Genomic DNA, 17,824 nt, shown 5'->3' on the forward strand with positions numbered 1-17,824 from the left:
CCAAATGGTGAACAGCACACTTTATATAAACAATAATACGGATAACCAAAAAGCGTGTCAGGATCGTGACAGTTTGATTATTCGTATTAGTGCTATCGACACTAATGGAGTAGGGCAGTGCATGCACTGCCCTGTATACGTTTGTTACAGTAGCGCTGGAATACCGTATTGGCCTTCAAGCATACCTACTGCCAGCATCGCAACCAAACAAATGATTAGCGCGCCTGCTGGAATGATGATTTTATCGACAATTGACAGCTTAGCTGCACGTTCTTTGTTACCGATAAGACCATTGTTGTCTAGCAGCATGGTTAGTGCCCATGCTAGAACAGGGTTAGCAACGATTGCTGCGAACACACAGATACCAGCAGCCTGTGAGTCCTTGGTGTCTTTTACCATTTGAACACCGGCTTCAAGAAGCGGCAGGAATACACCTACAAGTAGTGCGATACGCATTACTGGTGGCCATACTGCAACATCCATTGGGAAACCAAGGATCGCGACGATGATACACATCACACCCAGTAGAATCGCACCTGCTGGAATTGGACGCTTTGCGATACCAGCCGGGATAATATATGTACCCCAAGATGAAGTGATGTTACAACCACCAACCGCTGTACCTACCATTTGGCGTAGTGAACAAGTTGTCATGGTGTCATCAACGTCCATCAGAACGCGATCAGTGCCTTTCGGGTAGTTCAGTTCTTGGAAGATACGGTGACCCAAGAAGTCTGGTGACCACATAGCTACAGCAAGAATCGCAAATGGAAGAGAAGCAATGAACTGCTCAATACCTGGAAGACCAAGCATCCAACCTTGTTCTGTGCTACCCCACCAGTAAACTGGGTTCAGGTTAGGCAAGCCTGTTTCGGTTTCGAATACTAGGTCAAAGCCCGCACCAAGTGCAAGGGAAACCAGTAAACCGGTTATCGCACAAGCTGGAATCGCCAGCCAACGCTTGTTTACTTTGGCTAGGTAGGCGTAAAGAATAATGTTTACAGCCAGTACGACCAAGCCGATGTAGCCCAAGCTACCTTGTGCAACATCCGCACTCTGAAGGCCGACAGCCCAAGACTGGATATCGCTGATTTGGCTCATCGCACCGGTAAAACCGAGGAAGATGAGCAAGCCACCGGCAACCCCCTCACTGGTGAGGTTGACCAGCTTCGAGCCACCTTTAAAGTAGCTCAGCAACAGGCCGAAGACACCGATAAGGATAGCCAGCGCAAGTGGGTGGGCACCCGCAAGGGCAATGGTACCGATCAACGGGATCATTGGGCCGTGGTTACCCGCCAAGTTGGCACGTGGGTTAAAAAATCCCGAGGCAAGGATACAGAAAAGAAGGGCAGGGATTAGCATTTCAACACGGGCAACTTCGATGGCAAATGATTTGCCAAGTTCCACGTGATCCCAGGCTGCCGTCAGGCCATCAGCCCAAGACATAGCAACCGATGAGTACATCGCGATAATTGCAATCGTACCCGCTAGCGCAGGAACCAGATCTTCAAGCTCAAAACGGAAGTCACGGCCAGGAAGGTTTAGCTTCCAGCGGCGTGGTTTCATGATTTTCAGCTCATGATCAAGATAGTCGGAACGACTAGCGAAGTCAGATGCAGGGCGGTGTTGCTCCTGATAACTTCTTTCTTGTGATGACATAAGTGCCTCGTTCTACATTAAAAAATAATTATTATTTATATTGTTGGTTGAAATTAGCCCAACATATCTGCTTATTGTATAAATTTAAGCCAAGCAGTTGTTAAGTGTAATTTAATTTCACCAAATTTGGCTGCAGTGTACCGCTTGTCCATATAAATGGAATTGATCTCGATCACTCTCGCTAAAATTTTGTAAGTAAATCACCAAAAAAAATTGAGTGTAAAGTGTGATTGTTGCGAAATATGAAAGAAACTTTATAACAAAAGTAAATATGTGAAATGCAATACTGACCGCTGCTTGGCTTTTATTTCATTGTTTTTATTGTGGTTATTTGTTTGATGTGTGCTTTTAACGTGCCACAAAGGTGTTACCTAAAAAGTAGCAGTTAGGTAAAAGCATTTTGTGAAATGCATTCAACTTTTTTTGAATGAAATGAAAGCGCGGATATGTAACCAAAGTACAAAATGAGCCCAGACAGATAGAGCATCAGTCCGGGCGCAATATTGCAATTCTAGCTTAGTTCTTAGTTTTTGCCGCTTGCAGCTTATGGTAAGACTGCAGCAGTTTTTGGTGCGCTGGGAACTGATTCATGGTCAAATCGCCAGCCTTCAACCCATGGAAGCGCACGCTGCCTTCAATCGAGCCCCAAGTTGCAGCAACAGTCTCTGCGCCGAACGTACGTTCGAAATCGGCTTTTAACGTGGCAGGATCTCGTTCTTCGTCCAGAGCCAATCTTAGGCTGTCGACAAGGCAGCGGAAGTAGTTGGCACGATCAACGCTGTAAGTCGACGCGTTGAAGTCACCACTCCATTCTGCGTATTCCAGGGCCAACTCAAGATCACCGCCAGCCAGTGCGATTAAACACTTAAGCTCACCGACTCGCAGGGTTTGCCATGCATTGCCGGTATCGGTCGCCATACCAAGCAATGCCGGTAGGCGTTTATTGTCGTCGAACTCTTCTTCAACAATCTGGAACATTTCGGCATATTGCTCAGCATCCCATTCGATATTCGGTAATGCCAATAGCACCTCGCGTAACTCCAAGGCGACATTGTTGTTGGCTTCAATCAGATCTTCTACCGAAGAATTTTCAGACCAGCCCGGTACGATGATACGGCAGCAATCAACGCCGAGGTGGTCGTAATCGGCGATGTAGGCATCAACCCCTTCAGCATGCAATAGGCCCATTAAATGATTGAAGTGTTCTTCAGATGTCCCCTTGATGCTCCAGTCGGTGAAATCAGAGCCAGATTCAGGCTGGAACAAAAGCGGTGAAACTAAGCCTGCTGATTCCGCTAACTGGTTTTCCGGTGCGTAGCCAGTATTGGCTGCTGAGACTTCGGCAGAATCTACAAGGAGTGCATGAAGCTCATCAAGGCTTCGGCCTTGTAAAATCTCAGTGATAGCGCGCTCGACAGCTACCTCGAAACAAGGGTGAGCACCGAAGGAAGCAAAATTCGCGCTATTGTCTTGGTTGGAGAGAACGACACAGACCACTGGGTACTTACCGCCAAGGGAGGCATCGTAACTGTTGACTTGAAACCCTTTCACCTTGAGTGCGTCTATTGATTGCTGGATTTTGGCAAAACGGCCGAGCACAAGTTCAGGGATTTCCGGCAGGCTGATCTGCTTATCAAAAATGCGGCTTTTGATCTTACGTTCGATGATCTCGCAAAGGGACTGAGTGCGGGCTTCGAATGGGGTATTACCCGAGGAAATACCATTTGACGCATACAAGTTTCCGATGATGTTGACCGGCATGTAAATCGTTTCTTTGTCGCTTTGGCGTACGAACGGCAGGGCGCAGATCCCGCGCTCCATATTGCTTGATTGTAGATCCACCAGATCGGTGCCCAATAGCTCAAGGGTGGGATCGTAAAACTGGGTCAAGCGCTCATCCAAGATCGCTTCCGGAGGCAAGTTTTCTTCAAGATCGATAGGGAACCACTTCTCGTTTGGGAAATGGACGAATTCGCCATTGGCAATCGCTTCGCCCAGATAGTAATCGTGGTAGAAGTCGTTGGTTGCCAAACGCGCGAGATAGTCGCCCAGAGCTGACGCCAGAGCGGCCTTTTGGCTTGTCCCCTTACCGTGGCTGACATTCATCGGTGCATCTATATCGCGGATCTGTACAGACCAGATATTGGGAATCGGATTGTGCCACGAGGCACTTTCAATGCTGTCAATATTGAAGCCAAGAGCTTGTAGTTGAGTTTGGAAACGCTCAATGGTTTCTTCTAGCGTGGCATCTTTACCGGTTATAAATGTTGTCATTATCGATCTCGTCACAAGACAGGAGGTTGAATGGCGCGAAGTATAACTAATTATGAACAAGTTGCCTAAATGTGGCCGGATTAGGCACGCTATTCAATTCGATTACTTGCCCTAAACGAACATATTGATGAAATGGCAAATAGTGCTGATTGAAGTCACTGGGCGATAGAAACATTTTGTCGATATTTTGACCGCAGTCCCATCTTGTGCGGGCGACCAGTGAAAGTAGTCACAGTTATTCCCTATTGCTTATAGCAGAATGAATTGGTCAGACGAGATCCAACTAACTAATAATTCTGATTTAAAATAGATATTCACTACTTATGTCGGTGTGCGTTCGTCTATGCAGACAAAAGTAGATGAAATCAAAGAGGGATACGATGAAAGCAACAATAGCATCAAATATCGACGCACTGCGTGATGACTATATTGCCGCAGTGACGCGATTAGTGGCGATACCCAGTGTGTACCGGGAGGATGATAGTGGTAAGCCGTTTGGCAAGCCGATTGACGACTGCTTGGATGAAACACTGAAGTTATGCCATGACCTTGGGTTTGCCATCTATAAGGATCACAAAGGATATTACGGTTATGCCGAAATCGGTGATGGCGAGCAAATGATAGGGGTGTTGGGCCATTTGGATGTGGTACCAACGGGGGATATATCGGCTTGGCATTCTGATCCGTTTAGTCCGGAAATCCGAGATGGTCGTCTATATGGACGAGGAACCCAAGACGACAAAGGGCCAACGCTGGCCGCTATTTATGCGGTGAAGGCCCTGCTTGATAGCGGTGTGGTGTTGAATAAACGCGTCCGCTTCATTTTCGGTACCGATGAAGAAACCTTGTGGCGTTGTATTGACCGCTACTTGGCAAAAGAAGAAGTACCAAGTTGTGGCTTCACGCCAGACTCCGCTTTCCCGCTAATTCATGCTGAAAAAATGCTGATCCAATCATGGCTCCACGGCCCTGGGGATGCTCTCCTTTCGCTTGATTGCGGTGGTGCCCTGAATGCGGTGCCTGAGCTGGCCAAATATGAAGGTCCGCTATGGGAAGAACTGGCCGCCAAGCTTGATGAATTCGGTTATGACTTTACCGCAGAAGATGCCGAGGTAACGGTATTTGGCAAGGCCGCACACTCTGCGGCTAGCGATACCAAAGGGGTCAACGCGATTGCCCGTCTGTGTTTAGCATTAAGCAGTATAGGGGTGACTCACCCGGCGATTAAATTTGTTGCCGAGCAGGTGGGTGAAGATGCTAATGCCAAAGAAATTTTCGGTCCGATCGAAGATGTCAGCGGCCGCTTGACCTTCAACGTTGCCCAACTTGAACTCAGCGAGCAGACAAGCAAGCTCGGGATTGATATCCGAGTGCCGGTTTCATTCGAAAAAAATGACTTCGATAATGATATTCAGGCGGTGGCCGAACAGTACGGTTTGCGCTATGAGGAATTTGATGTGCTACCTTCCTTGTATATGCCTGCAGAAAGCCCGGTGATCCAAACTCTGATGAAGGCCTATCAAGAAATCAGCGGAGATATGGACAGCGAGCCGATGACATCCGGTGGGGCAACGTATGCCCGTGCGATACCGAATTGCGTGGCCTATGGGGCAATTTTCCCTGGCCGTGACAAAGTAGAGCACATGCCGAATGAATATTTGATTATTGATGACATGCTCAAAGCAATGAATGTGTATGCCAACGCGATTTATCAGCTGCAGGGAGTAGAGCTATGACCACGACTACAGAGGCTGGCAAAATGAAACGTTCTTTCAAAATGCCGACTGTTTATACCATTCTTTTTTCCATTATTGCCCTTGTTGCCTTGCTGACATGGATCATGCCAGCGGGTAAGTATGACTACATAGTTAATGGAACCGATGTGGTGATCCCGGCGGCTGAAGTGCTGGATTACGACGGTGGTGAGCGGTTACTTCCTATTCCTGGTACCTATCAAGAACTGGAATCTTCGCCACAGGGGTTCATTGATATCCTGATGGCCCCGATAAAGGGCTTCCACAAGGCGGTTGATGTTGCCCTGTTTGTGTTGGTGATTGGTGGTTTCCTTGCCGTGACCATGCGCACCGGTGCGATGGACTCCGGTGTGGCTGCGATTGTCCGTAAGTTCCGTGGCCGTGAGCAGATGATGATCCCGGTATTGATTACCTTGTTTGCACTAGGTGGTTCTACCTACGGGATGGCCGAAGAAACCGTGGCCTTTTGGGCGGTGATCCTGCCAGTTATGGCGGTAGCGGGTTACGACCGTATGGTTGCTGCAGGGATTATCCTTTTGGGTTCTGGAGTTGGGGTTTTGGCTTCAACGGTGAACCCATTTGCGACCGGTATTGCCTCAGGGTTTGCCGGCTTACCAATCGGTGACGGCATCGTACTTCGTGTTGTTCAACTCACGATATTGATTGTGTTGGCATCCTGGTACGTAATGCGCTACGCCTCGAAGGTAAAAGCGGACAAATCGAATTCCGTGCTGGCGGATATTGAGTTTAACGACGAATTTTCCCATGTCAGTGAAGATACCGGTGAATTCACTACCAAGCAGAAGTGGACCATGGGGATCTTCTTTGGTGCCTTCTTGGTGATGATTTACGGTGTTATTCCATGGGAAGACATGGGTATTACCGCGATCCCAACGCTGTGGTGGTGGTTCGATGAGCTGTCGACCCTATTTTTGGCGTCAGCTATCTTGATTGCGATCATCAACCGCATGCCTGAAGGGGATTTCATTAGGACCTTCATCGAAGGGGCCAAAGATCTGATCGGTGTTGCACTGGTGGTTGCGGTTGCCCGTGGTATCTATGTGGTGATGGATAACGGTGTGATCATCGATACTATCCTTAATTGGGCTGAAGGTGTGGTGACCGGCCTGTCTTCAGGTGTGTTCGTGGTCGTGACTTACTTTGTCCATATCGTGCTGAGTTTCTTCATTCCATCGACCTCTGGCTTGGCAACAGTATCTATGCCGCTGATGGCTCCGCTGGCGGACTTCTCGGGTATCGGCCGTGATTTGATTATCACTGCTTACCAGTCTGCGAGTGGTTGGATTAACATCTTTGCTCCAACGGCTGGTCACTTGGTTGCCGGTTTGGCATTAGCGAAAATTCCTTACGAGCGCTTCTTGAAGTGGGTGATGCCGTTTGTGGTGATGGTGTTGGTTGTAACCGTTGTGCTGTTGTTCGCAGGTGCAGCACTGGCGTAAGGGGTTCATCCCACCGAAGAAAAGCGAGCCTTCTGGCTCGCTTTTTTATTGCGGCTTTTTAATCAAACTTGTATTAATCAGGCTCGGACACCTGTGTTTTAGGCCTCAAGGAGAGTACATGCAACAGACGTTCGGGAGCTTGTGGCCAGATCAGCGGGCTGGCAACCGGGTTATCCTCAGTAAACCAGCCTTCGAAACGATGGGTATTGTACTGGTAGAACTCAACGGTGTTGTAAAGCGGCACAGTGACTTGCTGGCTGGCAATGATCTGGTTGAGTTCACGGATGATTTGGTGGCGTTGCTGGTTGGTTGTCGCGATCGGAAACTCTGCCAATAGCTTATCGACCCGTGGGTTTTGGTAATAGTGCATCGCATAGCGAGGATAGTGAGGGGCCTGGTAGTTACTGTTGAACGCCATATCAAAGTACTTGAAAGGGGTCGGCCCTTGTGGGTAGTTAGTAATTGCTAACTGAAAGTCGGCATGGGCAAGACGATCGTTGAACTGCTGGAAGTCAGTTTGAACCGTTGTTACCTTGATCCCGACTTGGCGTAACATTTCGCTGACCAATTGGGCTGTCGTATTGAAATCAGACCAACCTTTGGGCGTAATGACAGTCAGTGCTAACGGTTTTCCGTTTGGGAGATCACGCCACCCGTCGCCATTGCTATCGGTTAGGTTAATGCGATCGAACAGATCTTTTGCCAGCATTGGGTTATAGGAGACGTATGGTCGGTATTTTTCGGTGATGATTGGATCAGCCCAGGAGCGGAAGCGTTCACTCATTCCTGAAGCATTGCGGGACGGCTTACCTTGTCCGAAGGCGGCAATATCGATCAATAACTGGCGCTGCAAGGTCATTGAGATTGCACGGCGAAATTCAACATGGTTGAACAGATCACGCACATCAGGATCAGCAGCCTTGAAATTAAACATCAAGCTGACGTTGCTAGCGGGTGGGAGCCAGTATTTAAAGTCGGGTGAATAGGAAGCGTAGTGACGCTCAATATCGGGAATAAAGCTACCAGTCCAATCGAACTCCCCTTTAGAAATTCGCGAAATGAAATCATCATTGGTGGTAACTTTCGGGTAGCGTAAACAGTCGATGTGCAGACTGTCGGCTTGCCAATACTCGGGATTGGCACACTGCAAGTAGCCGTTTTCATCCAACGCTTGTATGTCGGTAAAAGGGCCGGTGCCGATGGGGTTTGAATTGGTGAATTGGGCAAAGTTGTCCACCAACTGCCATTGGTGCTTTGGCACGATGGGAAGCAGGACAAGGGTATAGGCAACCAAGGCATTAGGCTTCTTCAGCCTGAAATGCACCTCATGTTTGTTGCGTTTTTCGATCGATTCGACCCACTGTCCAATGCCGTGTGAGTCAAGTTCTGGATATTTAAGCGCAATGGAAAACGAGAAAATAACATCATCGGCACTGAATGGTTTCCCATCCGACCAAGTAACCCCTTCACGAAGCGAAAAACTGATCCCCATTAAATCTTTGTCGAGCTGGTAGCCCGTCGCCAGACGGTACTCTGGCTTGTTGTTTTGTAGTGTATTGAAGATGACTAAAGGCTCAAACATGAACTCATGCGTTGTAGGCATGCTGGCTTTGGAGAAGGGATTAAAGTTGGCAGTTACCGTATCTTTATACTCCGGTACCACGGTCAGAATTGTTACAGATTGTGGCTGGGAGGCATGTGAATAGTTAAACGGATAAAATGTGCTAAAAACAAGCAGTAACAGGCTAATTGAGTAGCACGTTGAACGCATTGAATTTGCTGTAATTATTGATTTATCAAACATATTTATCCCAGATATCTATTTCTCCACTTAAATTACCGCATGCTGGTAAATAGTTCAATGTAGGTGAAATACACGCTAGTCGCTGTTTTATTCTTAAAATATGACTGGTTATTCTTTCTTTGTGCTGGTTAACGAAATGTTGCCAAATTTTATTTCTAGTGATACCGTCGGTGAAAGTGTTGGTAAAACAGGCAATATCTTGCCCTTTTTAGGCAGCGAGATCCCACTCATCAAAAGATGCAGTTAAGGGATATGGTAATTCACGGAGTAACAGGAGTTGGCGCACATGGCAGGTGAAGTGGCGCTTGATGTCAGGGATTTGCATAAGTCTTTTGGTCAAAACGAAGTCCTAAAAGGTATATCGTTAACGGCCCACCGTGGTGATGTAATTTCAATTATTGGCTCTTCCGGTTCGGGTAAGAGTACTTTTCTGCGTTGTATTAACCTACTGGAAACACCGACTCAAGGCGAGATCTGGGTCAACGGTGAACTGATTAAAATGAAAAATAATCGACAGGGAGAATTTCTTCCTGTTGATGAAAAACAAGTGCAACGCATTCGTTCCCGTCTCGCGATGGTTTTTCAGGGCTTTAACCTATGGTCACATATGACAGTGCTGGGCAATGTTATCGAGGCTCCTGTACATGTACTGGGGGTGCCCAAGGCTGAGGCGATTGAGCGTGGTGAGGCATTGCTGAAAAAGGTCGGCCTGTATGAGCGTCGTAATTATTACCCTGGCCATTTATCTGGTGGGCAGCAGCAACGAGCAGCGATTGCCCGGGCGCTGGCGGTAGATCCAGAAGTCATGCTGTTTGATGAGCCGACATCGGCCCTTGACCCTGAATTGGTGGGTGAAGTGCTGGGGGTAATGCAAGACTTGGCACAAGAAGGCCGGACTATGTTGGTGGTGACCCACGAGATGGCTTTTGCCCGCGATGTGTCTAATCAGGTGATGTTTCTGCATCAGGGGAAAGTGGAAGAGCAGGGCGATCCAGCCAAGCTGTTTTCAAGCCCTGAGTCTGAACGTCTGCAGCAGTTTATTTCATCGATCTACTAAGCACCGTGTAACAAGTAACTCATATAGCAACGTGTGATCCATGGGTGCCTGTTTGGGGATAGGTTACCTGCAAGGCTATGGGTCACAAGTGAAGAGCAACACAACAGACTAAAAAGTACAGCAGGAGTAAAAAATGAAAAAATGGATTTTGGCAGCAGCCGTTGTGGCAGCTTTGGGTACCACAGCGGTACAGGCAAAAGAGTGGAAAACGGTGCGTTTCGGTATTGAAGGCGCTTACCCTCCGTTTAGCTGGACCGAGCCAAATGGCGAGTTACGAGGCTTCGATGTGGACATGGCTAATGCGCTGTGTAAAGAGCTAGAAGCAGAATGTAAGATCGTTGCACAAGACTGGGATGGCATTATTCCATCACTGCTAGCACGTAAGTACGATGCGATTATCGCGGCGATGTCTATCACCGAAGAGCGTAAGAAGCGTGTCGACTTTACAGGCAAATACGCCCTTATTCCGAACAAGTTTGTTGCCAAAAAAGGTACTGACATTGATTTCACCAAAGAAGGGCTTAATGGGGTCAAAGTGGGTGTCCAGCGAGCGACGACACATGACAAATACCTCACCGATAACTTTGATGGTTCAGTAGAAGTTGTTCGCTACGGCTCATTTGATGACGCTTACCTAGACCTGAAAGCCGGTCGTATTGCCACTGTGCTAGGTGATGCCTCTGCACTTGAAGAAGGTTTGTTGAACAAGCCGGGTGGTGACGGTTATGAGTTTATCGGTCCATCTCTGACTGATCCACAATGGTTCGGAGACGGCTTTGGTATTGCCGTTCGCAAGCAAGATAAAGATCTGACCAAGCAGCTTGATGAAGCCATCAAATCATTGCGTGAAAAAGGGGTTTACCAGCAGATCGCATCGAAGTACTTTGCTTACGATGTTTACGGTGACTAATCAGTAGAACCTTGCTGTGCTCCTGAAAGGAAGCCTTTCAGGAGCACTCTCCTAAGCAGTAAGAAGGAGCTTCCTTTTGATTGATTTGAAAGGTTATGAATGGTCGCTGGTGGAAGGGGCATGGCTTACCCTGCAAGTTGCTTTGCTATCATTGGTGCTGGCGATGGTACTGGGTATGCTGGGAGCACTTGCTAAGCTATCCCCTTACCGCTGGGCGCGCGCCATTGCCACATTCTATACCACAGTGATCCGTGGCATTCCTGATCTGGTATTGATGATGCTGATCTTCTTTGGCGGCCAGATGCTGCTCAACGATAGCCTTTACCGGATCAATGAGTTTATCAATGGTTATTTTACGTCTTCGGATCCAAACCATGAGTGGACCGCCTATCTACCCGATTATATTGAGATAAGCCCGTTTATTGCCGGGATCTTAACGATTGGCTTTATCTTCGGTGCCTACATGGCAGAGACTTTCCGTGGCGCGATTATGGCTGTCGATAAAGGGGAGCTGGAAGCAGGCAAAGCCTATGGTATGAGTGGTTTCCTTTCTTTTCGCCGTATCTTGTTGCCGCAGATGGTTCGCCATGCCTTGCCGGGGTTTGGTAACAATTGGCTGGTATTGCTGAAAACTACAGCTTTGGTGTCAGTGATCGGGCTTGATGACATGGTACGTAAAGGTTCTCTGGCGGCAGGGACGACTCAAATGCCATTTACCTTCTATATGGCGGTAGCGGTTATTTTCCTTCTCTTTACGTCGCTCTCGACCACTGGCCTAAAGTGGGCTGAGCGTCGATTCAGTATTCACACGAGGTAGGTATGGACTTTAGTATTCTGACTGACTCGTGGCCAATTTATTGGCAGGGGTTGTATACCACCGTATGGCTGGTGGCCGTTGCCTTGGTGGTTGGCTTGGTGATTGCGATTCCGATAGGTATTGCTCGTAACAGCAAGATGCCATTGATTTATCTTCCGGCCTGGGCATTCATCTATTTTTTTCGTGGCACTCCGCTACTGATCCAGCTGTATTTGATTTACTACGGCCTGAGTCAATTGATTGTTGTGCAAGGCACAATGTGGCAGGAGGCGTGGTTCTGTGCGTTAGTCGCCTTTGTTCTCAATACCGCAGCCTATACCGCAGAGATTGTTCGTGGTTCGATAAACAGTATGCCGAAAGGCGAAATTGAAGCGGCAAAAGCTTATGGCATGAGCCCCGCTCAGGCGTTCCGTCGGATCATTTTGCCAAGCTCATTGCGTCGTGCTTTGCCTGCCTACAGTAACGAAGTTATCTTCATGCTCCATGGCTCGGCAGTGGCCGGTATCGTGACGATTGTCGATCTCACCGGGGCGGCAAAAATCGTTAACTCCCGCTACTACGCACCATTTGAATCTTACCTGTTCGCCGGTATGTTCTATATGATACTGACGTTTATTATCTTGTGGGGGTTCCGCAAGCTTGAGGGGCGCTGGATGAGGCATATGCGGCCATTGTCGTAACGTTGCGCTGCGATGCTTGATTCAAATAATAACAAACCCAGCCAATTCGCTGGGTTTGTTTATTTCAGGTATCAGTGCTTTTACACCGCGATATCGTCATACAGCGATGTCGACGTCAGTGCTGCCACTTCGTCGATGTACTGGCGGATACGGTCAGGGAACTGGACGCCTTTCACGACGGTGAGGTTGCGCAGTGATGGGAATAGGTTGACGTCGTCATAGCTCAGGACATTGTTACGCTCAGACGGCAATTGAAGCCAGGATAGCAGCTCGAAAGAAGCATTGAGTTCGACCTGGTACTGTTTAGATTTGCCGAAGGCATCTTCAAAGTCCTGCTCGATCATCGCCGTTTTGTTCTTGGTAAACCACGCTTTGGCCTCTTCGCATTGGAACTCAGGCAATTCGACCTTCATCCAGCGCGGGTATAGCAAGCGACTGCTGAATGGACGGGCGACAGTAGACCAAGCGCTGATGTTGTCGTCACTACTACCGGTCGCTAATACTGGATTGCCATCTAGGGCGTCGATATAAGCGACGATATCCAAACTTTCAGCCATGTAGCTGCCATCTTCTTTTTGCAAGATAGGCACGAGATTCGCACCGACTTTGTCGATACGTGCATCCACATCATGGTTTTGTAGGTAGACCAGTTCAATATCGGCCTTTTTCAAACCCGCTACCATCATGGTCTTGATACAGAAAGGGCAGTGATCAAATACAAACAGTTTCATCTTCTTTCCTTGTGAGTCAACTTGTGCACTGAAATTGCCAGTGAGGGGGGAGTTGCTCCCCGCTCACTGATATCATTTGTTACTTGAACGTCGACCAGATAGGGGCATGATCAGACGGCTTTTCGATTCCACGCAATTCGTAGTCGATGCCCGCTTCAATGCAGCGCTCAGCCAGCGAAGGCGTTGCCAACACAACATCAATGCGCAGGCCACGGTTATCCACGAAGCCTTTCGAGCGATAGTCAAACCACGAGAACTGATCGTCAACCTCAGGGTGAAGTTGGCGGAAGGTGTCAACAAAACCCCAGTCCAGCAAGGTTTTAAGCCATTCGCGCTCAATAGGCTGGAACGAACACTTGCCGGTTTTCAGCCAACGCTTGGCATTGGCCGGCCCGATACCGATATCCAGATCAATCGAGCTGATGTTGATGTCACCCATCACAATCACTTCTTCGTCGTTGTTGTGGTGATCGTTAAGGTAGGTCATCAGATCCGCATAGAACTTCTCTTTGGCCGGGAACTTGGTCTCGTGGTTGATGTTATCACCCTGCGGGAAGTAGCCGTTCAATACTGTTACTTTGCGGCCATCTTCCTGCTCGAAGGTTGCCATGATCATGCGGCGCTGGGCTTCTTCGTCATCGGTCGGAAAGCCTTTGCGAACTTCTATTGGCTCTTGCTTGCACAGCATTGCCACGCCATAGTGGGCTTTCTGGCCGTGGTGGTAGACCTTGTAACCCATGGCTTCGACGTCTTCAATCGGGAAGGCTTCGTCATGGACCTTGATTTCCTGTAAGCCGATCACATCCGGCTGGTGCTTGTCGATAAGGGCCTGAAGTTGGTGAAGACGAGCACGAAGGCCGTTGATATTGAAGGAAATGACTTTCATTATTTTATCCAATCCGGTTTGGTCATAGGACTATTTGGTCCCGAGCAATGCTATCGATACTAACACACATTACTAAAGCCATTGAACTGCCTCAATAAAGATCTATGGGGTTGGGATTTGGCAATAAGAGAGTGGGGATAAGCTTGATCTGTTAAAGGTGAAAAACCTCTACTAAGCTGTAGCTACATCAACGGCTAACAACATAATGAGAGGGTAACTGATGGGCATTTTTTCATGGATCATCTTAGGGTTAATTGCCGGAGCATTGGCTAAATGGTTGATGCCTGGGGATGATGGTGGTGGCTGGGTGGCAACTATGGGCTTGGGTATCGTAGGGGCTTTTGTTGGAGGTTGGGTCGGTTCATTTATTGGCCTTGGTGCGGCGACCGGTGTGAATTTTGGCAGCTTGGTGACGGCGACATTCGGGGCGTTGATCGTGTTGTTCGTCTATAACAAATTCCTACGCAAGTAGTGGAGCGGGCCAATGGCTGAAGTTGTTCAAGGAAGTTGATGATCTTGTTCAGTTCCAGCCCCCGGACATCTTGCAAGTAGCTTCTTATAATCGATGCATAGCTGGCAGACATGCATAGTTGAAAAATACATAGGCGATTAAAGCGAGGAGCGGCTGATGGGCAAGTTAGTAAAAGGTGTTTGGCATGACGTTTGGTATGACACTGAAAGCAGCAAAGGCGAATTTATCCGTGAGGATGCGGGTTTTCGTCACTGGTTGACTGCCGACGGCAGCGCAGGACCAAATGGTGAAACCGGTTTCGAGGCTGAATCTGGCCGTTACCACCTCTTTGTTTCGCTAGCTTGTCCGTGGGCGCATCGCACCTTGATTTTCCGTGCCCTGAAAGGGTTGGCGCCCCATATTGGCGTTACTGTCGTTAGTCCGGATATGCAGACCAAAGGCTGGACGTTTTCACAACCGGAGCCTCTGTATGGTTTTGAATACCTGCACCAGGTTTATACCAAGGCCAAGAGTGATTATACCGGTAGGGTAACGGTTCCTGTGCTTTGGGATAAGAAAACAGAAACCATTGTCAGCAATGAGTCGTCTGAAATTATCCGCATGTTCAATGAGGCGTTCAATGACATCACGGGCGATCAACAGGACTTTTATCCTACGGCGCTGCGCCAAGAAATAGAACAGTGGAATAATTTTATTTATCCCAATATCAACAATGGGGTATACCGCTGCGGCTTTGCTACCACCCAAGAGGCGTATGAAGAAGCTTTTGACAACCTGTTTAGCTCACTAGATAAGCTTGAGAGCCATTTGGCGACAAGCCGATATTTGGTAGGAAACACACTGACTGAAGCGGATTGGCGATTGTTCACCACCTTGGTGCGCTTTGATGCGGCGTATGTCGGGCATTTCAAGTGCAACCTTAAACGGGTTGCAGACTATCCGAATATTCAGGGGTACCTCAAAGAGCTTTACCAGTACCCGGCAATCGCTGACACGGTCGATTTATACCATATCAAGCGCCATTATTACTTTAGTCACAATATGATTAACCCTACAGGCATTGTCCCAAAAGGGCCTAAACTGGATTTATTATCACCACACGGGCGCGATAGCCTAAAATAACAGCCTCTTATTGAATACGTCCAAATGCCTATCCAGCGTTTTCTACCTCAAGAAAACGTTGGGTTTGTTTTTTGTAGGTGAGTGCCACTTTATGTAGGTGAGGCGAGGCCCGTTTGCTGGTCATCCCCTCTAAGATTTGCTTGCGCCAGGTTTCCAAATCTCCGGGGAGAGGCATGGAGCTAATAGCTTTCATATTGCTTCTTATATCCTCTTCACTACCCGTATTGAGATCCAGCATACATTGCAGGTAGCCAAGGTTAGCTTCACTGCAAAGTGGGTATTCATGGACAATATCCTGATAGCGGAAAAAGGCTTGCTCTGGTGAGGTTTGCAACATTCGATAAGCCTCTTTTAATTGGCTTTCTAGTTGTTTTATCCTTTCGGCAAGGTGGCTTTGCTGCTTGATATCATTGAGCCTGTTTTGGCTGTGGCCATCAAAGCGATTTCGCTTCTCAATTGCCTGCATTACGCTGCTGATTAATTGCGTTTCACCAAAATGCACCAGTAGGGGAAGAGTGTCTGCCAAAACCACCGATGGTAGCTTTGGGATTTTGTTGAAAAAGTATGAGAGCCCCAGCAGCAACCGCCGCTTGGCCTTCAGGGGATGAGCATTGCCCAGTAGCAATCGGCTCGTGATGATATGGCTGTAAGTGGCTAAGAAGGGTTTTTGTGCTGGCATCACTCTAGAATGAGCGCGATTGTTGATTTTTTGTAGCTCAAGTTTGAGCTGGTGGCGTTGAATCAGTGACGGTTGGTTAAAATAGACCTGCTCGAAAATAGCCATATACTCCGCTAGGCAGATGATCCATTCGACATCGATGATGGGGAGATGATTCGCTAGGCTATGTCCAGCTTTGATGACTTCTTCAACTCGGTCTAGATCGGCAGCCAGTTGCGCCACTCGAAGTGCGCGGTAGCTAATGCTCGGTGTGAGTTTGAGTGCTTTCTGGGCACTGTTCAGCGCATCGTAATAAGCGTTGTCCTGCTCTTGGTAATTGGCAAGGTAATCGTATAGCTCAATATGAAGTGGTGATTGCTGAAGTTGGCATTCCAGTAAATGTATCGCTGCTTTGAGCTGGTTATTATGGTGCAGTATCTTGGCCAGAATCAGGCTTAGCTTCGGTGATGGGTGATGCTTTTTCAGGATATTGGCGTATTTCTCGGCTTGAAGCCATTGGCCGTCTTCGATCATTAAATCTAGTAGCAGTCCTTCAAGCTTGTGGTGGTAGCCAGCATACATCAATTGCTTTTTACATTGGACAATAGCTTTTTGCCGGTCTTGATTGAGTAGTGCCTTGTAAACGGGGGTGCGAATGGCACATTCATGAAGCGTTGTTGTCAGTTTGGCTTTGACTATGTCGGTAGTGATTGGTTTAGCCATGAAGCTGTCTGGCTCCACCGACATACTGGTTAAAATTACTTCGGCAGAATTATCGCCTGAAATCATGATTATCCCACAGTAGGGGGAAATGAGCTTTTTGCGGCGCAGTAAGTTAATCAGTTCAGTTCCCGTAAATGGGCCTTCGAGGTGGTAGTCAATAAGCAGGACATCAAACGAATTATGTTCGCAATGCTGCATGGCTTGTTTGTAGCCAAGCGCAGTGTCTACATGAGCTAACCCAATTTGTAGCAAAATGGATTTGAGCATAGTGGTAGAAAGGCGCTGATCGTCGACAATCAAGGCTTTTACTGCGTGCAGGGGCAATGCTTGTCTTCCTGACTGGTTTTGATTTATTGGCATGTCCCTATTCCAAATCATATGCTACAAATTGAATTTTAGGCATACATAAGGCATTTAGCCAAATTATACCAACCTACATAAATATTTGATCAACTACTTATCCAGATTGGTATTAGGGATTCGGTTTGTGAATTGAGAGTAGAATTTTGATTGTGAAATTGGGGAAGGGAGTAAAATTTAGGGGGAACTAGAATTCAGGTATGAAAAAAGCCAGTAGTTTTCACTACTGGCTTTAGGATGATGGTGGAGGGAGATGGATTCGAACCATCGAAGGCGGAGCCGTCAGATTTACAGTCTGATCCCTTTGGCCACTCGGGAACCCCTCCACGGGGTGTTGCTAATTGTTGGCTTTACTAAGCCGGAAAACTGTTGGCCACTCATACGAGTAAACAATTTTCAAAATGATGGTGGAGGGAGATGGATTCGAACCATCGAAGGCAGAGCCGTCAGATTTACA

General features: G+C 47.9%; 14 protein-coding genes and 1 tRNA gene. 8 read left to right on the forward strand and 7 right to left on the reverse strand.

Going from position 1 to position 17,824, the window contains the following annotated elements:
- Positions 1-144 precede the first annotated feature (144 nt).
- Both ACVA58_RS21950 and ycaO read right to left on the reverse strand, forming a co-directional pair.
- Complete coding sequence (locus tag ACVA58_RS21950) at positions 145-1,659, reverse strand: DUF3360 family protein (protein ID WP_446512490.1); 1,515 nt, start codon at positions 1,657-1,659, stop codon at positions 145-147.
- Between the two features lie 516 nt (positions 1,660-2,175).
- Entirely contained in the window at positions 2,176-3,933 is a 1,758-nt protein-coding gene (gene ycaO / locus ACVA58_RS21955; protein WP_446512491.1) for a 30S ribosomal protein S12 methylthiotransferase accessory factor YcaO, read from the reverse strand.
- A 380-nt stretch (positions 3,934-4,313) separates the two neighbouring features.
- Between ycaO and ACVA58_RS21960 the strand changes: the two genes are divergently transcribed.
- The gene (locus ACVA58_RS21960; protein ID WP_446512492.1) at positions 4,314-5,669 is read left to right on the forward strand and encodes a M20 family metallopeptidase; all 1,356 of its coding nucleotides are present in this window, start codon (positions 4,314-4,316) and stop codon (positions 5,667-5,669) included.
- A complete protein-coding gene (locus ACVA58_RS21965; protein WP_446512493.1) occupies positions 5,666-7,147 on the forward strand; it encodes a YfcC family protein in 1,482 nt (493 codons plus the stop codon). Before ACVA58_RS21960 ends, ACVA58_RS21965 begins: the two co-directional genes overlap by 4 nt.
- A gap of 73 nt (positions 7,148-7,220) precedes the next feature.
- Here the strand turns inward: ACVA58_RS21965 and ACVA58_RS21970 are convergent, their stop codons facing one another.
- Positions 7,221-8,951, reverse strand: a complete 1,731-nt coding sequence (locus ACVA58_RS21970) for an ABC transporter substrate-binding protein (protein WP_446512494.1) — start codon at positions 8,949-8,951, stop codon at positions 7,221-7,223.
- Positions 8,952-9,237: 286 nt separating this feature from the next.
- Between ACVA58_RS21970 and ACVA58_RS21975 the strand changes: the two genes are divergently transcribed.
- The 4 genes from ACVA58_RS21975 (at position 9,238) to ACVA58_RS21990 (ending at position 12,415) form a co-directional block, all read left to right on the forward strand.
- Positions 9,238-10,008 carry an ABC transporter ATP-binding protein gene (locus tag ACVA58_RS21975; protein WP_446512495.1) on the forward strand — a complete coding sequence of 257 codons (771 nt, stop codon included), beginning with the start codon at positions 9,238-9,240 and terminating at the stop codon, positions 10,006-10,008.
- A gap of 133 nt (positions 10,009-10,141) precedes the next feature.
- Entirely contained in the window at positions 10,142-10,918 is a 777-nt protein-coding gene (locus tag ACVA58_RS21980) for an ABC transporter substrate-binding protein (protein WP_446512496.1), read from the forward strand.
- A 76-nt stretch (positions 10,919-10,994) separates the two neighbouring features.
- Positions 10,995-11,735 carry an ABC transporter permease gene (locus ACVA58_RS21985; protein WP_446512497.1) on the forward strand — a complete coding sequence of 247 codons (741 nt, stop codon included), beginning with the start codon at positions 10,995-10,997 and terminating at the stop codon, positions 11,733-11,735.
- Positions 11,736-11,737: 2 nt separating this feature from the next.
- A complete protein-coding gene (locus tag ACVA58_RS21990; RefSeq protein WP_446512498.1) occupies positions 11,738-12,415 on the forward strand; it encodes an ABC transporter permease in 678 nt (225 codons plus the stop codon).
- A gap of 80 nt (positions 12,416-12,495) precedes the next feature.
- Here ACVA58_RS21990 and grxB read toward each other — a convergent pair whose 3' ends face one another.
- Together grxB and xthA are read right to left on the reverse strand one after the other, a co-directional pair.
- The gene (grxB, locus tag ACVA58_RS21995; protein WP_446512499.1) at positions 12,496-13,146 is read right to left on the reverse strand and encodes a glutaredoxin 2; all 651 of its coding nucleotides are present in this window, start codon (positions 13,144-13,146) and stop codon (positions 12,496-12,498) included.
- A 79-nt stretch (positions 13,147-13,225) separates the two neighbouring features.
- A complete protein-coding gene (gene xthA, locus ACVA58_RS22000; protein ID WP_107350481.1) occupies positions 13,226-14,032 on the reverse strand; it encodes an exodeoxyribonuclease III in 807 nt (268 codons plus the stop codon).
- Between the two features lie 220 nt (positions 14,033-14,252).
- Between xthA and ACVA58_RS22005 the strand changes: the two genes are divergently transcribed.
- On the forward strand, positions 14,253-14,504 hold the full coding sequence (locus tag ACVA58_RS22005) for a GlsB/YeaQ/YmgE family stress response membrane protein (protein WP_446512500.1): 252 nt from the start codon (positions 14,253-14,255) through the stop codon (positions 14,502-14,504).
- Between the two features lie 156 nt (positions 14,505-14,660).
- On the forward strand, positions 14,661-15,626 hold the full coding sequence (locus ACVA58_RS22010; protein WP_446512501.1) for a glutathione S-transferase family protein: 966 nt from the start codon (positions 14,661-14,663) through the stop codon (positions 15,624-15,626).
- 28 nt (positions 15,627-15,654) lie between these two features.
- On the opposite strand, the gene ACVA58_RS22015 is transcribed toward ACVA58_RS22010, so the two are convergent.
- Both ACVA58_RS22015 and ACVA58_RS22020 read right to left on the reverse strand, forming a co-directional pair.
- Entirely contained in the window at positions 15,655-17,367 is a 1,713-nt protein-coding gene (locus ACVA58_RS22015) for a response regulator (RefSeq protein ID WP_446512502.1), read from the reverse strand.
- A 241-nt stretch (positions 17,368-17,608) separates the two neighbouring features.
- Positions 17,609-17,693, reverse strand: a tRNA-Tyr gene (locus tag ACVA58_RS22020).
- Between the last annotated feature and the right edge of the window lie 131 nt (positions 17,694-17,824).

The organism is Photobacterium sp. DNB22_13_2 (genome assembly GCF_052873915.1).

Bases quoted from the DNA above. Each gene is read 5' to 3' on its own strand.
- ACVA58_RS21950 (WP_446512490.1), bottom strand. From the start codon at position 1,659: ATGTCATCACAAGAAAGAAGTTATCAGGAGCAACACCGCCCTGCATCT.
- ycaO (WP_446512491.1), bottom strand. From the start codon at position 3,933: ATGACAACATTTATAACCGGTAAAGATGCCACGCTAGAAGAAACCATT.
- ACVA58_RS21960 (WP_446512492.1), top strand. From the start codon at position 4,314: ATGAAAGCAACAATAGCATCAAATATCGACGCACTGCGTGATGACTAT.
- ACVA58_RS21965 (WP_446512493.1), top strand. From the start codon at position 5,666: ATGACCACGACTACAGAGGCTGGCAAAATGAAACGTTCTTTCAAAATG.
- ACVA58_RS21970 (WP_446512494.1), bottom strand. From the start codon at position 8,951: ATGTTTGATAAATCAATAATTACAGCAAATTCAATGCGTTCAACGTGC.
- ACVA58_RS21975 (WP_446512495.1), top strand. From the start codon at position 9,238: ATGGCAGGTGAAGTGGCGCTTGATGTCAGGGATTTGCATAAGTCTTTT.
- ACVA58_RS21980 (WP_446512496.1), top strand. From the start codon at position 10,142: ATGAAAAAATGGATTTTGGCAGCAGCCGTTGTGGCAGCTTTGGGTACC.
- ACVA58_RS21990 (WP_446512498.1), top strand. From the start codon at position 11,738: ATGGACTTTAGTATTCTGACTGACTCGTGGCCAATTTATTGGCAGGGG.
- grxB (WP_446512499.1), bottom strand. From the start codon at position 13,146: ATGAAACTGTTTGTATTTGATCACTGCCCTTTCTGTATCAAGACCATG.
- xthA (WP_107350481.1), bottom strand. From the start codon at position 14,032: ATGAAAGTCATTTCCTTCAATATCAACGGCCTTCGTGCTCGTCTTCAC.
- ACVA58_RS22005 (WP_446512500.1), top strand. From the start codon at position 14,253: ATGGGCATTTTTTCATGGATCATCTTAGGGTTAATTGCCGGAGCATTG.
- ACVA58_RS22010 (WP_446512501.1), top strand. From the start codon at position 14,661: ATGGGCAAGTTAGTAAAAGGTGTTTGGCATGACGTTTGGTATGACACT.
- ACVA58_RS22015 (WP_446512502.1), bottom strand. From the start codon at position 17,367: ATGCCAATAAATCAAAACCAGTCAGGAAGACAAGCATTGCCCCTGCAC.